We start from the raw sequence: 15,136 nt of genomic DNA on the forward strand, positions 1-15,136 counted from the left end.
TCGCCTTCGTCAGCAGCGCTCTGGAAACCGGCAACAGCCCCGACCTCGCCGATCTCGCCTTCACAATGCAGGTCGGACGCGAGGCGATGGAGAGCAGACTTGTCTGTGTCGTCAACGACGCCCGCGACCTGCGTAAGACTCTGGATGAATATTGCCGCGGCAAGGACATGGTCGAGAATTGCTATAGTGGCCGCGTCGGAAAGAGCAGCGATACGGACGGATGGCTCGATGCCGAAGAAGGGCAGGAGCTTATCGCAAGGTGGCTGGAGAACCGAGAGCTACTGAAGCTGGCGAGGGCATGGGCCAAAGGTAAATCGGTCGACTGGAAATCGCTCCATCCCGGCTTCAAGCCGCGGCGGATCAGTCTTCCCACCTATCCGTTTGTGAAAGAGCGGTATGGAATCGAATCTGCTGCGCGCACCGTCAGCGCCGCCACGTCGCGCGACGTCATGCACGCGCCATTACGTCAGGACATGTCGGGCTTCTCCGACGCTATTCCTATGGTGCCGGGTGCTGACTTGGCGGACGAAGTACAGGCCACGGTGACTCAGTGGATCAGCCAGTTACTCAATGTCGCCGTCCAGGATATCGAGAGCGAGATCGAACTGACCCAGTACGGCCTCGACTCGATCAGCTCGATCCAGTTGGTCAATCGAATCAACCAAGCTTACGGTCTCGAGCTGTCTCTGACGATCTTCTATGAGCAACCCACTTTATCGGGCTTCGCGCGACATCTGGTCGACGAGCACGGCGCGGCCGTCACGGCGAGACACGGGTATTCCAACCGCGGACTTGCCGCAACCGAACGTCTTGAGGAACCGGCGCCACACATCGAACAGCCAAAATCGTCGATGATCGAGCTGCCTGTTCGATCGGAGCGAGGCGCGATGATGAATGGGTCAAAAGCGCATTTCGTCAACGGATCGACGCAGAGCTTGAGCCTGCCGCAGGCGTCGGCGAACGAGCAAGGCGCGACACCGATTGCCATCGCCAGGCCGCGCACGGCTCCGTTGTCGCCGTCTTATGCGCAGGAACGCCTGCTGCTGACGCATCAGAACGCGAATGTCGGCTCCGCCTACAATGTCCCGATGGCCTTTCGGCTTGTTGGATCCCTGGATATGGACGTCCTGCAGGCAAGCGTTGCCGAGGTCGTCGGACGCCACGAAAGTCTTCGGACTCGGTTTACATCCGTGGACGGTTTCGTCGTCCAGGTGATCGAGCCTTCGGTTGCCGTCGAATTGTCCGTCGTCGACCTCGGGCATTTGCACGACGCCGAACGGCGCGACGAAGTGTGGCGCGCGGCCCATGAGATCGTGCGGCGGCCGTTCGATCTCGAGGCCGCGCCGCTCTTTCGTGTCGGCCTGATACGGGTTCGACCAGCCGAACATCTGCTGGTCATGGTTGCCCACCATATCATTTCGGACGGTTGGTCCATGGAGGTCCTCATCCGCGAGGTCAGCGCGCTGTACTCGGCGTTCTCGCGAGAGCTTCGATCGCCGCTGCCCGAGCTGGCGGTCCAGTATGCCGATCACGCCATCAGGCAAAGACAGCAGGTGGAGGCGCGGCTTCTGGATCGGCAGATCAGCTATTGGGTGGATCGTTTGGCCGACGCGCCGGTCCTGAGTCTGCCGACCGACCGGCCGCGCCCGTCGGTACCGAGCTATCGGGGCGCGACCGCTCTGTTCAATTTTCCCGAGCATGATGTCGCCGCGCTGCGTAGCCTCGCGCAGCGGGAAGGCGCATCGCTTTTCCTGGTGTTGTTCGCGGCCTTCAACATCGTTGCCGCGCGCTTGAGCGGACAACAGGATGTCGTCATCGGCACGCCGGTCGCGGGTCGTGGATCGCTCGACGTCGAGAACGTGATCGGCTTCTTCATCAACATGCTCGCCTTGCGCACGGACCTTTCCGGCGAGCCGACCTTCCGGCAATGTCTCAAGCGCGTCAAAGACGCTGCTCTGGGCGCGTTTGCCCATCAGGATGTGCCGCTCGCCAGAATAGAGACAGAGATCGGCGCGGTGCGGGATCTCGCGCAACAGCCGCTATTTCGCGTCCTGTTCGGGCTGCAGAAGGTGTCCGCCCAGGCAGCCCATTTCGCTGGTCTGGAGGCGTTTCCGGTCAACGTCGACAACGATACGTCGCGACGTGACGTCTCCTTCTTCATGTATGAGACGGCCGACGGACTGTTTGGGACGTTGGAATATGCCACGGACCTGTTCGATCCGTCGACCATCGATGCCATGCTCACCGAGTTCAGATCGGTCCTGCTGCAGATCATCGGCGACCTCGACTCCGACATCGCGGTGCGGAATTCCGGAGATCGCATGGATGGGAGTGGTTCAACGCCAATCGTGATGGGCGCGCCCACCTCGCTCGATCCGTCGGACTGGGGCAGCTTCCGAGTGCAGGGCCACAGAATGCTGGACGATATGCTCGACTATCTCGAAGGCATTCGCGAGCGCCCTGTCTGGCAACCCATTCCCGACGGCGTCCGCGCGCGCTTCCGTGAGCCTCTCCCGGCCGGGCCGACCGACCTTGCCGTCGTGCATGAGGAATTCATGGAAAATATCCTTCCATTCGCCACCGGAAATGCGCATCCGGGCTTCATGGGATGGGTCCATGGCGGCGGCAATCCGGACGGCATGCTCGCGGAGATGCTTGCGGCGGGGCTCAATGCGAATCTCGGCGGGCGAGACCACGTGCCGATGGAGGTCGAGAAGCAGATCGGCCACTGGGCACGCGAGTTGTTCGGCTTTCCGGAGGGGGCCACGGGCCTGTTTGTCACGGGTACGTCGATGGCAAACATGATCGCGTTGCTGGTGGCCCGACATGCCATGGTCGGTGATGAGGTGCGCCGTGCGGGGATCGGCGCCTTTGGAGGCCTCGTTGCCTATACGTCGGCAGCCGCGCACGGCTGTATCTCGCAAGCCATGGATCTCGCCGGCATCGGTACGGATTCTCTGCGGCAGATTCCGACAGACGCAAATCATGCCATCGACGTGGCCTTGCTCGAGCGGGCCATCGCCGATGACCGCGCGCGGGGCCTTCGTCCGTTCCTGATTGTCGGCACGGCGGGAAGCGTCGATATCGGGGCGATCGACGATCTGCAGGCACTCGCCGCGATCGCGAAGCGCGAGGATATCTGGTTTCATGTCGATGGAGCGTTCGGCGCGCTCGGAATGCTCGCGCCGGAGATTGCGCCACGCCTGGCTGGCATGGAGAAGGCGGATTCCCTCGCATTTGACTTCCACAAATGGGGCCAGGTTCCCTACGACGCCGGCTTCATCATGGTGCGGGACGGCGAGCAGCACCTCGCGACTTTCACCAATCCGGCCGCCTACCTCCGGCGAGAGAAGCGTGGACTGGCTGCCGGATCGCCCTGGTTTTGCGACTTCGGTCCAGACTTATCACGTGGCTTCAGGGCTCTGAAGACCTGGTTCACCATCAAGGTTCACGGTGCTGCCCGGATGGGGGCGGTGATCTCCGGGACATGCGAGCTGGCGCAGTACATGAAGCGTCAGGTGGAGGCCCATCCCGAGCTCGAGCTTCTGGCACCGGTGCAGCTCAACATCGTCTGCTTCCGCTATCGCTGCGCTGATCCCGATCCGGTCAACGCCGCGATCGCCGCCGACCTGCACGAATCCGGGATCGTTGCGCCCTCGACCACGGTACTTGATGGTCAGCTCGCCATTCGCGCAGCGATCGTCAACCATCGCACCGAAATTCACGACATCGACGCGGCCGTCGAGGCGACAATTCGATTTGGTCGGGCTCGGACCGAGGTGCGCGGAAGCCTTCAGGCTGCGCGTGAAATCAATGCATCTGAGCCGTGATAGCAGGTCGTGCCGCGGCGCTTATCCCACGATCCCGAGCTCGGTCAGCGTCCTGACGAGACGTTGGGCCAGTTGTTCGGGCTGCTGGCCGATCGTCTGTAGATGTATCTCGGGATTTTCGGGGGCCTCATAGGGCGCATCGAAGCCGGTGAAATTCTTGATCTCGCCGGCCTTCGCTTTCGCGTATAGCCCCTTGGGATCCCGTTTCGCACATTCGTCGATCGGTGTGTCGACAAAGACTTCGACGAATTCGCCGTCGGCGACCAGACGCCGGACCGCTTCGCGTTCGGCGCGGTAGGGGGAGATGAAGGAACACAGCACGATCAGCCCCGCATCCACCATCAGTTTCGCCACCTCGCCGGCGCGCCGGATGTTTTCGACCCGGTCTGGCTCCGTGAATCCGAGGTCACGGTTGAGCCCGTGCCGGACGTTGTCGCCGTCAAGCATCATGGTGTGATGACCGGCGGCGTGAAGCTGCCGTTCTACCATGTTGGCGATGGTCGATTTGCCGGCGCCTGACAGGCCGGTGAGCCAGATAATCGCCGGCCTCTGGTGCTTGTGCGCGGCCCGCTCCGCCTTCCCGATCAGGGTCGCTTGCCAGTGGATGTTGGTGCCACGCCGCAGGCCGAAGGCAATCATGCCCGCTCCGAGAGTATGATTGGTCAACCGGTCGATCATGATGAACGAGCCGGTCTTGCGGTTTTGCTCGTATGGATCGAACGCAACAGGCGTCCCCGTCGACAGGTTGCAGAAACCGATGTCGTTGAGGCCCAAAGTATGGGTCGCGAGATGCTCGCGCGTATTGACGTCGATCCTGTATTTGATCCCGGTGACCGTGATCGGCGTGGTCCTGGTGCCGATGCGCGCCAGATACGAGCGGCCCGGCATCAGCGCCTGATCGCTCATCCAGATGATATGGGCGGCAAATTGATCCGAGATTTCGGTGTCGGACGCCGGGCTGACCAGGAGATCGCCGCGCGAGATGTCGATCTCGCTGGTCAGCGTCAGCGTGATGGCGTCACCTGCTTGTGCCGATGATTGCGGCCCATCATAGGTGATGAGTTCCTTCACGCGTGACGTCTGACCGGAGCCGGCGGCGGTGATGGGGTCGCCGACACCGATGGTGCCGGAGGCGACCGTTCCGGCATATCCCCTGAAATCAGGTCCCGGACGATTGACCCACTGCACCGGAAAGCGGAACGGCTTTCCGGTCATTTCCTGCGTCACATCGACAGTCTCGAGATAGTCGAGCAGCGTTGGGCCGCGATACCAGGACGTCTGGTCCGACCGGCGCATGACGTTGTCGCCGTTGCGGGCCGAGATCGGAATGGCCGCGATGGAGGAGAAGCCGAGCTCGGATGCGAAGGCGCGATACTGGGAGACAATACGCTCGAAAATGTCTGAATCGTACGACACCAGATCGATCTTGTTCACCGCGAGGACGACGTGGCGCAGACCGAGCAGGGAGCAGATCAGCGAATGCCGGCGCGTTTGCACCAGAACGCCCTTGCGCGCGTCGATCAGCAGGACGGCAAGGTCGGCCTTCGATGCCCCGGTTGCCATGTTCCGCGTGTACTGCTCATGACCAGGCGTGTCGGCGACGATGAAGGACCGCTTCGACGTGCTGAAGAAACGATACGCGACGTCGATCGTGATGCCCTGCTCGCGCTCGGCCTCGAGGCCATCGACGAGAAGGGCGAGGTCGACATGACCGCCCGTCGTGCCGTAGCGCGCCGAATCCCTGGCAAGCGCCGACAATTGATCCTGGAAGATCTGCTTTGAATCGTGAAGGAGGCGCCCGATCAGGGTGGATTTGCCGTCGTCGACCGATCCGCAAGTCAGGAATCGCAGGAGCTCCTTGCCCGCCTGCCCGGCGGGAACGTCGACGCCGTCCATCAAAAATAACCTTCGCGCTTCTTCTTTTCCATCGATGCGGTCTCATCGCTGTCGATGAGGCGGCCCTGGCGTTCGGACAGACGCGTCGACCGCATCTCGGAGACGATGTCTTCGAGCGTGATGGCGTCGGATTCGATCGCCCCTGTTAGCGGATAGCATCCGAGCGTTCGAAATCGAACACGCCGCATTTCCACCTGCTCGCCGGGCGCCAGAGGCAGGCGATCGTCGTCGACCATGATCCATGCACCGTCGCGCCGCACCACGGGACGCCGCTTGGCGAAATAGAGCGGCACCACCGGAATGTCTTCCAGCGTTATGTAGTGCCAGATGTCCAATTCGGTCCAGTTCGACAGCGGGAAGACGCGGATGGTCTCGCCTGGCCGAATCCGCGTGTTGAACAGGTTCCACAATTCGGGGCGCTGATTGCGCGGGTCCCAGGCATGCCCCTGCGAGCGGAAGGAGAAAATGCGTTCCTTGGCCCGGCTCTTCTCCTCGTCTCGCCTCGCTCCGCCAAACGCTGCGTCGAAGCCATGGAGGTCGAGCGCCTGCTTGAGGGCTTCCGTCTTCATGATCTGGGTATGTACAGAGGATCCAGAGGCGATCGGGCCGATGCCGCGCGCCAATCCGTCCTCGTTGACATGCACGATCAGATTAATCCCGAGACGACCCACGGTCTCGTCGCGAAACGCGATCATCTCCCGAAATTTCCAGGTGGTATCGACGTGGAGAAGGGGGAAGGGGAGTCTAGCCGGATGGAATGCCTTGATCGCCAGATGCAGCATGACGGCTGAATCCTTGCCGATCGAATACAGCATCACGGGCGCTTTGAACTCGGCAAAGACCTCGCGCATGATCTCGATGGATTCCGCTTCCAGGGACTTGAGGTGTTTTGGAAGCAAACGTTGCGAGATCTCGTTCTGTGGGACGGAAGTATCCATTACACGCGATCGCCTGTACGCCTTCTGACATGGGAAAGGAGCCGGATGCCCCCTACAGCTGGAACGTTAGGGTTTTCGGGCCTCCTTCGCCGGCGTGCGGTAGACAGGCTGGTAGTCGAAGTTTCGTGAACTCCAGCGGAGCTTCAACGGACATCCGCAGTCGCAGATGACCTGCTCGTCGTTGGCGAGGGGGATCTCTTTCGGGACCACGACATAGTCCGTGCCGCATGTGCAGCGGTAGTTCATCGAGCATCCATAGGAATGTTGTGGGTCGGGGTGTCGCTGGTCCGCCGCAGAGGGCCGGCGCGATGAGGCTTGCAGCCTGGAACCAGGCGGCCGGCCAAGCGGTGGAGATGGCGACCGCGCAGTTTTCATATGGCCTTCCCGATTGCAGCCCTATTCTACCACAGGCGTATGCCGCGGTAAATTACAATCGCTTCGAGCCGATGTGCTTTGGATTGGGGGAGGCTTTTCGGCCCTGCCGACCGAGATTATGTTTGACCTGTGCATCGCGCGAGGCGTCGTCGGCCTGTCCTCGGAGAACTCCCCAGAACTCGGTCACGGCGCCCGGCCTGCAGGTCGGATGGTTCTGGAGCAACGCCCGATCGAAGTGCTATCTGATCGATTTCGAGGCCTTAGCGGGAAGCCGCTGGAGGCCTTTTCGTTGAGCGGTCGAAGCGGGGGAAGGTTGCAAAGCAGGCCTCGGTCCCCGGCTCACGCAAGCGTCCTTATTTCAGGTTGACGGCCCGGCAGTAGTTGGAGCTCTCAATGCCGGTCCAGCCCCGCTCCATCCGGTTCGCTTGACATTCGTAGAAAGTCTTGAAGTTGAGAACATTTCTGCAGTTGCGACCCGCAGCATTGGACAGAGAGCATTCGACGACCCCTGGGCCATTGCTGGTTTGGGCTGCGACTTTGAGGGGGGCGGCACTCACTGGCGCAATCGACATGGCGACAAGAGCAAAAGCGGTCATTGCCAACGTCTTCATGGCTTTCCTTCTTATCCGGGACAGCAGATGCCTACCCCAAAACAAATGCTACCAGAGCGTGCGAGAAGCCTCCAGCTCAATCTAGGTGCACCTGTTGATTGAAGGGCTGCTGTCGCTCGATAAGACTTTGACGGGTTCCGCTTCGCTCTACCCATCCGACTAGTTTGGTTTCAGCTTGGCCTTTCTCGGAAATTTGGATGTTCGGGCCGTCTTGAGAACGTGGATCCCATTCGAGTTGGCAGCATCTAGGATCGCGCCGTAGACGTCTTCGAGCAATTTAATCGCCTGGCTGTCGAGATGCTTTCGCAGTGACGCGACCGTTTGTTGTTCAGTGCGCTCGCATGTGTCTATGCCCTCACTTTCGCCCTGTCGGACCAGAAATTTGAAGGACGTCAGGTTGGAAAGCTCTGCACCGGCTATGTTCCGACCGATGACGTTGATGGTGATCAATCCTCCGAATTTCGCTTGTCGATTGACCAGCTCGCGGAGTCCGCCGATCGCCCGATCGCGTTCAACGCCGTCCAGAACCGAGGGCGGAGGAGTGCGGCTTATGACCGAGGAGACGCTGCCCCTTCCCTCGATCGCGTCGTACAACTCCTCACCGATATATGTCAGTTCGAGAAATGTCAGGTCTCCATCGACATCCGAAACGGTGACGATGAACGGATCGAGATTGATCGTGATGTCGGTAGCATTGTCCATAAAGAGAAAATTGGCCTGCTTGAGTTTCCGCAATAGCTTCATCTGACCAGGGAAGAAGTATGCCGGGGTATGGTGTAGCTTCAGCATCGTTTTGGAGTATCGCTGCAGGAAATCGCTCATCTCGTGGTCGAGGTATTTCATGCTCTCGACCAGCATTGGCGACATTCCGCCGTGATTGGCTTGAAAGGCCAGTATCCTGCTGAAAAGAGCCTGTATTTCCCGGTCGCCAAATCGCTTGCAGGTGTTGAGGAAAAGACTCATCCAGTCGTCTTCTATCTCGGGACGATCGATGTCGTCGCCCCCATTCGGCGGCGGCAGCGTCAAGGCCTCGCCGACGATGGACTCGATGTTCCGCTGCTCTCTGACGATCTCGCTTACCACCCGGGCTCTTGCGCGCTCGGCCAGGTCGGCATCCCCCTCGGCTGCAACAGCTCCCGCTCTCACATTGGCTTCGGCCAAAGTCACGATGCGGTATGCCTCGGCGTCGGCGGTCGCCCGTCCTTCCCGTCGGATTTGAAAGGGCCGGAACGCTGCGCCGAGAAGCTTTTCAACAGAGGAAAGGATTGCAGCGGCGGCTTTGCCAAGCCCGGCTTGATCGGATATCTCGGCAAGCGATCTGGCGGGAAGATTGTCGGTCATTTTTGCTGTGGCTCATCAGATCGAGTCTGGTCAAAGGCTAACATCTTCGCCGCCCTTGAGGGCGCGAGAGAAGATCATAGCAGAATTATACGACACGCGGATCGCAGTTCGCCAGCCTTCGTGGGATGGTACGTAGGACAGGTAGAGCACTTGCGAAACCCATCAATTCCAAAAGAGCGATGGGTTTTGCTTCCGCTCTACCCATCCTACGCGCTAGTCGAAATAGCTGGTAGTTTTCTTTACGACCATCGGCCTTCCCTGGTCGTACAGAGTCTTGAGATCGCCACTTCCAAGCTTCACGAGCCACAGCATTTTGCTCGTCGTCTCGACATAACTATCGGGAGTGATGATCCTTTGTTGCAAGCACACGAGCATTGAATCTCCGACGATCAGTCGGAAGATGTTGGGAAATACCGTGCCAGATTCTCCCAGCGGCTTGCTGAGCGTCCCGTGTATGTATTTAAGGTCGTGCAAATCGAGCATTTCCTGCGGCTTGATGATCGCCGACGAGAAGTCGAATCGGGGATAGATCTTTGTATCGGGCTCGCCTTCGTCGCAGCTGCGATCCGTCGGAGGCTTGGCGTCAACATATTTGAGCGCGGCCAAATTCAGGTTGCTAATGCGCGCCTGCCGATTGCCCGAGTTGATGTAGGTGAGATCAAGCGATTGCGCAAACGCAATGTCGTCCTTGCCGATTGCTATGAGGGGCGCTGAAGACGTGATGAGCACACGCAAGTCGTCAGTTTGCCTGAGTTTCACCCAGAATCCGAAAGCCGAGATCGCGAAGCTGGAAACCGTGATTAGAAAGGTGACGACGCTTGCCAATACGGCGGTAGACCACCTGCTCCTTTGAGGAGGAGCTGATTGCAATCGATGAATCCGCAACAGCGCTTGCATCTGTCGTCGCCGCATGAAAGGCCATCCCTTCCTCGTTTGATGCGCTTTCCTCAATGAATCTCGCATCCGGTGACGATCATTGCAAGTTCAGGTTGCGGGCACCTGCATGAGTCCCTGTCGCGCCCCGTGAGCAAACACCACCCTGTTTCGCACCCCCGTCAACCCCTCCCTGCAAAAATATTCCACTTTACCGAAATTCGGGAATGGCGTGAATCTCCCCCCCCATCCCGGCTCATCCTTGAGGAGCGATCTTGTGTCGTCATTTTTCGCGAGCCGGGCTTGCGTTGGACGCGGCAGCGTCGGGTGCGGGTGGTCTAGGGCGGGGCGGATTGCTCTCCGTGAGCCCAAAACTTCGTGCCGACGAGCGACGCCGTCAGGTTCGTCGCGCCAGTATTTTGATGGCAACGTGCACAACGCCGTCGAACCCTGTGGCGCCAATCAACCGTGCGTACGGCAAAACCGTGTGGTCCTGGCCGTCGTTGCTACGGTCAAGCTTTTGCGGCGGACCGCGGGTGCCAGCCGGCACCCGGCCTTCCCTGCGCCCTCTTGGCTTGAGGGTGGAGCGACGAAGCAAAGCTCGGGCGAAACATGTCGCGAGAATGCGAAGGCGTGAACGTTCCATTGTAGGATGGGGAGAGCACTTGCAAAACCCATCATGCTCATGGTGCGAAAGCGTGATGGGTTTCGCTTCGCTCTACCCATCCTACGGGTGCTGGATTGCTTCGCGCGCGCTGAGCTAGCTGCAGCTCAGCGGCAATTGCCGGCCGGGATGCAACTCGTACCAGTCATAGCAATCCGGATAGGCGCCGTAGACTCCATATCCGGACCGGCCGTAGCGGTGAAACGCGTGCTGGCGAAAGCCGCCGGCATGACCGGCGAAGCCGAGATGCTCGCCGCCGAACCGGGCGCCGCCGCCAAAGCCTCCCTCATGGCCCATGCCGCCGAAATGCGCGCCGCCGCCAAAGCCCGCATGTCCGCCGCCGAAGCCTCCGCCGCCGTGGCCGCCGCCACCACCGCCATGCGCGTTGGCCGCGCCGATGGCGAGCGTCGAGGCGAGCGCCGCTGTCGCCAGAATCATGATTGCACGTGTCATGGAAAACTCCTCTCGTGTTGAGCCGTCCGGCCAAGCCTGAAGCGCGCCTCGCGTCGTGCTGTTTGCGATAGGCTGGCGATGGCCGGGCGAGTGATGCAAGAGAGGTAGGTGCCCTGCGCGGTAATCCAACTGAATTCGGCTTCAGAAATCAGGCGCGCCGATCGCGAAGGTGATCGCGCCGCGCGTGGCCGCGACGCGCGCAAGGGAGCGGGCTGAATGGAACAGTCCACTCCCTGTCATTCCATGTGCAGCGGCCAGCGCAGTTACACCGTCGGCCGCGTTGGCGCGATCAGTAGCTGCCGGTGCCCGGCTCGCACGGCACGTTGTTGCCGGTCCACGGCGCGGTGGCGAAGGCGCCAACGCGCGGCGCCGGAATGCAGGCGCGCTCGCCCGAATCATAGAACGGCGCGTTCGTTGCGATCGTATCCGCCTCGACCGCCGGCTGCCGCACGACGCGATGGTGCTCGCGCGCCATGACGGGGCCGCCGAGCATGGCGGCTGCGATCAATCCCATCGACAACAGTTTCAATGTGGTCATTCGCTCTCTCCATTGATGACATCAGGCCGAACCAAGCCGGCTCGCCATCAAGGTATGATTGACGGCGCGCGGTTCAAACGCACGAAATGCTCACTGCATTTCAATGGCCCGTGAACCGATTCAGCGTCGCGACCACGATCGTGCGAATACATAACATCCGTGGCCCCTGAAACTACAGCGCGTGCGTTGAGGGCCTATGTTCGATCCAGCGCAGTCCGAAAGCGGAGCCCGAAAGATGATCACGACATTGGTAAGGCGCATCGCCGTTACATTTGCAATGTTGGCGCGGCGCGCAGCCGACATCATGAACTGCAATTTAGTGGCACCCCATGCGCCGCAGCACTATCTCGTAACGCAGCGGGTAGCCGGCATGAGGCGGCGTCAGCGCCGCGTGTTCAACGCACGCGGGCATTGAGCATGATGCCGCGCGATGCCGAACCCGTGCTTTCCCGCCGCGCACCGAGACGCCGCGCGGAACACGGGCCGAAGATCATGAACCGGATTCTCCTGATCGAGGACGATGCCGAGACCGCCGAGGCGATTGTCGCCGAGCTCGCCGATCGCGGTTTTGAGGTGCAATGGGCCGCTGACGGCGTCGACGGTCTCGACCGGGCGCGCGCGTCGAACCCGGATGCCATGATCGTCGATCGCATGCTGCCGGGCATGGACGGGCTCACCGTCATCGAAGCGCTGCGCAACGATCAGGTCAGCACACCCGTCCTGGTCCTGAGCGCGCTCGGCGCGGTGGATGATCGTGTGCGCGGATTGCGCATCGGCGGCGATGATTATCTGACAAAACCGTTCGCGCTCGTCGAGCTGGTCGCGCGGATCGAGGCGCTGTTGCGCCGTCCGGTCGACAGCTGCGAGACCATTTTGCATGTCGGGCCGCTCGAGATCGACCTGATCGAGCGGACCGCGCGCCGTGGTGAGCGCGAGCTCGACCTGCTGCCGCGCGAATTCCGCCTGCTCGAATACATGATGCGCCGGAACGATCAGCTGCTGACGCGCGCGATGCTGCTCGAGGAGGTCTGGAACTACAAATTCGTCCCGGCGACCACGAATTTGATCGACGTGCATATGGGCCGGCTTCGCCACAAGGTCGACGGCTCCGGAGAGACGCAGCTGATCCGCAACGTCCGCGGCTCCGGCTTCGTCCTGCGCTCGCGGCAATAGGGGCGGGCGATGCATCGTGCTCAGCTTATCCGCTCCGGCACGTTCCTCTGGGCTCTGGCCGTGGCGGCCGCCTTCGCGCTGTTCGTGGTCGCGCTGTTCGCGTTCATCTACTGGAAGCTCGACGATTATCTGGTCGCGCGATCCGATCGCATGATCACCACGCAGATCCACTTCATCGCAGACCTGTCGCCGGCGCGCCGCATCAGCGCGATTGCCGATCATCTCGATCAGGATTCCAGGGGTGTGCAGTATGCGGGCCTGTTCGATGCCGCCGGGACCCGCTTGGCCGGCAATATCGACCATTTGCCGCGCGCGTTCGGGCTCGACGGCGCGGTGCAGGGCGTGCGGCTCGATCTGTTCGACAAACCGGCGGCCCACGTTCCGGTCGTCAGGGCGGTCGGCAGGCGCCTCGATGGCGGCGATGTCCTGGTGATGGGACGCAACGTCGACGAGACGCGCGAGATATCGAGCGTCGTCGGTCAGGCGCTGGCGCTTGGCCTGCTGCCGGCCTTCAGCCTCTGCCTGCTGGCGGGCGTCTGGCTTAGCGCGCGCGCGCAGAGGCGCGTGGAGGAGGTGAACCAGCGGGTTCAGCGCATCGTCGCCGGCGAGCTGCGCGAGCGGCTTCCGGAAGGCAAGACGGACGATTCCTTCGCGCGGCTGGCCAAAATCGTCAACGGCATGCTCGACGAGATGGAGACGATGATCGGTGCGCTCGCCGGCGTCGGCAACGACATCGCTCATGATCTCAGGACGCCGCTGACGCGCGTCCGACTGGCGCTGGAGCGCGGGCGAACGCATGCAGCAACGCTGGAGGAGCTCCAGGAGATCGCGGACAAAGCCATCGCCGGCATCGACCAGTCGCTTGCGATCGTCACCGCCCTGCTGCGTTTGACCGAGATCGAGAACAACCGCCGCATGTCAGGCTTTGGCGACGTCGCGCTCGACGAGATCCTGCGGGAGGTCTGCGACGTCTATGAACCGATCGCCGAGGACAAGCGCATCGCGCTCGGCGTCGTCAGCGATCGTAATGTGCAGGTGTGGGGCGACCGGGACCTGTTGTTCGAGGCGGTCGCCAATCTCGTCGACAATGCTGTCAAGTTTACGCCGCCAGGCGGACGGGTCGAGCTCGCGTTGGAAGCGGAGGATGACACGGCGCTGGTGCGCGTGCGCGACACCGGGCCCGGCATAAGCGAGCAGGAGCGCGAGGCGGTGCTGCGGCGGTTCTATCGCTCCGACAAGATGCGCCACACGCCGGGCGTCGGGCTCGGACTGAGCCTGGTCGCCGCCATCGTCAAGCTGCATGGCTTTCGGCTGATCGTTGGTCCTGCTCCCGGAGGGCGGATCGAGATCCTTGCCTGGACTGGCAGGGCGGGCATGCCGATCACGCGCCGTAACAGGACATTGCTGCATGCAGACGCGTGCCAGATGGGATGAGCCAGATGACGCGCGATGCTTTCGAGATCAATCAGCCGGCCGGGACGATAGGAGTGACAAATGCTGACTAGCCAAGAAGTCGCAAGACGCGATCCTGTTGCCGTGCCGATCGCATCGGTATCGACGCCGTTCCTCAGTGCGTATTCAGCAACCATCAGGCGCTTCGACCTGCTTGAGCCGGATCAGGAGCAGCAGCTCGCACGTCGCTGGCAGCAGACGCGCGACCGGAGCGCGGCGGACACGCTTGTCACCAGCCATCTCCGCCTCGCCGCCAAGCTGGCGCGTGGCTACAAGGGATATGGTCTGCCGCTGGTCGATCTGATCGCCGAAGCGAATCTGGGCCTCGTGATCGCGGCGTCACGCTTCGAGCCCGGCCGCGGTGCGCGCTTCTCGACCTACGCGGTCTGGTGGATCAAGGCCTCCATTCGCGATTACATCCTGCGGTCCTGGTCTCTGGTCAGGATCGGGACGACAGCCGCGCAGAAGAAGCTCTTTTTCAAGCTCCGCAGCGAGATCAGGAGAGCCACCGGTGGGGCGATGGCATCGCTCACGCCTGACGTCGCCGAGGCGATTGCCGGAAAGCTCGAGGTTTCGGCGCGGGATGTGATCGAGATGGACGTGCGGCTGAATGGCGACATGTCGCTGAACGCGCGCGTCGGCGACGAGGAAGGCGGAACCGAGCTGGAGGCCCTGCTGGTCAATGGCGCCGTCGACGCGGAGACGGTGCTCGTCGATCACGACCAGATGGAGCGGCGCACCAAGGCCTTGCGTGTGGCGCTGGACGGGCTTGCGGCGCGGGAACGTCGTGTCTTCGAGGCGCGACGGCTGATGGAATGCCCGGTGACGCTCGATCAGTTGGCCCGCGAATTGTCGATTTCAAGCGAGCGCGTCAGGCAGATCGAGATGCGTGCCTTTGCCAAGGTCAAGCGGGCCGTCATGTGCGCAGCACAGGATGCGGTACGCGGCACCGCATGGAGTGCCTGAATTCGTTTTCATTTGAACGGCAGTCC

General features: G+C 61.6%; 12 protein-coding genes. 4 read left to right on the forward strand and 8 right to left on the reverse strand.

The window, feature by feature from the left end:
* Positions 1-3,830 (forward strand): condensation domain-containing protein (locus tag BMW89_RS38715; protein ID WP_092032411.1); only part of this gene is annotated, 3,830 nt, incomplete at its 5' end.
* Positions 3,831-3,851: 21 nt separating this feature from the next.
* On the opposite strand, the gene cysN is transcribed toward BMW89_RS38715, so the two are convergent.
* The 8 genes from cysN to BMW89_RS38155 all read right to left on the reverse strand — a co-directional run bounded on the left by cysN (position 3,852) and on the right by BMW89_RS38155 (position 11,519).
* Complete coding sequence (gene cysN / locus BMW89_RS29825) at positions 3,852-5,726, reverse strand: sulfate adenylyltransferase subunit CysN (protein WP_092032415.1); 1,875 nt, start codon at positions 5,724-5,726, stop codon at positions 3,852-3,854.
* Complete coding sequence (gene cysD / locus BMW89_RS29830) at positions 5,726-6,664, reverse strand: sulfate adenylyltransferase subunit CysD (RefSeq protein WP_092032419.1); 939 nt, start codon at positions 6,662-6,664, stop codon at positions 5,726-5,728. The genes cysN and cysD overlap by 1 nt, the downstream gene beginning before the upstream one ends.
* A 66-nt stretch (positions 6,665-6,730) precedes the next feature.
* On the reverse strand, positions 6,731-6,910 hold the full coding sequence (locus tag BMW89_RS29835) for a hypothetical protein (RefSeq protein WP_092032424.1): 180 nt from the start codon (positions 6,908-6,910) through the stop codon (positions 6,731-6,733).
* Positions 6,911-7,392: 482 nt separating this feature from the next.
* Positions 7,393-7,650 (reverse strand): hypothetical protein, encoded by a 258-nt coding sequence (locus BMW89_RS29840; protein ID WP_092032427.1) that lies wholly within the window; start codon positions 7,648-7,650, stop codon positions 7,393-7,395.
* Between the two features lie 159 nt (positions 7,651-7,809).
* Entirely contained in the window at positions 7,810-8,991 is a 1,182-nt protein-coding gene (locus BMW89_RS29845; RefSeq protein WP_092032432.1) for a DUF2806 domain-containing protein, read from the reverse strand.
* Positions 8,992-9,204: 213 nt separating this feature from the next.
* Positions 9,205-9,888 (reverse strand): hypothetical protein, encoded by a 684-nt coding sequence (locus BMW89_RS29850; RefSeq protein ID WP_092032436.1) that lies wholly within the window; start codon positions 9,886-9,888, stop codon positions 9,205-9,207.
* A gap of 736 nt (positions 9,889-10,624) precedes the next feature.
* On the reverse strand, positions 10,625-10,981 hold the full coding sequence (locus BMW89_RS29855; protein WP_092032440.1) for a hypothetical protein: 357 nt from the start codon (positions 10,979-10,981) through the stop codon (positions 10,625-10,627).
* A gap of 289 nt (positions 10,982-11,270) precedes the next feature.
* Positions 11,271-11,519 (reverse strand): hypothetical protein, encoded by a 249-nt coding sequence (locus BMW89_RS38155; RefSeq protein ID WP_177196416.1) that lies wholly within the window; start codon positions 11,517-11,519, stop codon positions 11,271-11,273.
* A gap of 492 nt (positions 11,520-12,011) precedes the next feature.
* Between BMW89_RS38155 and BMW89_RS29865 the strand changes: the two genes are divergently transcribed.
* Genes BMW89_RS29865 through rpoH form a run of 3 tightly spaced genes read left to right on the forward strand, consistent with a single transcriptional unit; the run spans position 12,012 to position 15,110 of the window.
* Positions 12,012-12,692: a response regulator transcription factor gene (locus BMW89_RS29865; protein WP_177196417.1), complete on the forward strand. Its 681-nt coding sequence runs from the start codon at positions 12,012-12,014 to the stop codon at positions 12,690-12,692.
* A gap of 9 nt (positions 12,693-12,701) precedes the next feature.
* The gene (locus BMW89_RS29870) at positions 12,702-14,126 is read left to right on the forward strand and encodes a sensor histidine kinase (protein WP_092032446.1); all 1,425 of its coding nucleotides are present in this window, start codon (positions 12,702-12,704) and stop codon (positions 14,124-14,126) included.
* A gap of 60 nt (positions 14,127-14,186) precedes the next feature.
* The gene (gene rpoH / locus BMW89_RS29875; RefSeq protein ID WP_092032455.1) at positions 14,187-15,110 is read left to right on the forward strand and encodes an RNA polymerase sigma factor RpoH; all 924 of its coding nucleotides are present in this window, start codon (positions 14,187-14,189) and stop codon (positions 15,108-15,110) included.
* The last annotated feature ends 26 nt before the right edge of the window (positions 15,111-15,136 follow it).

This window comes from Bradyrhizobium sp. OK095 (assembly GCF_900109945.1).
Classification (GTDB): Bacteria; Pseudomonadota; Alphaproteobacteria; order Rhizobiales; family Xanthobacteraceae; genus Bradyrhizobium.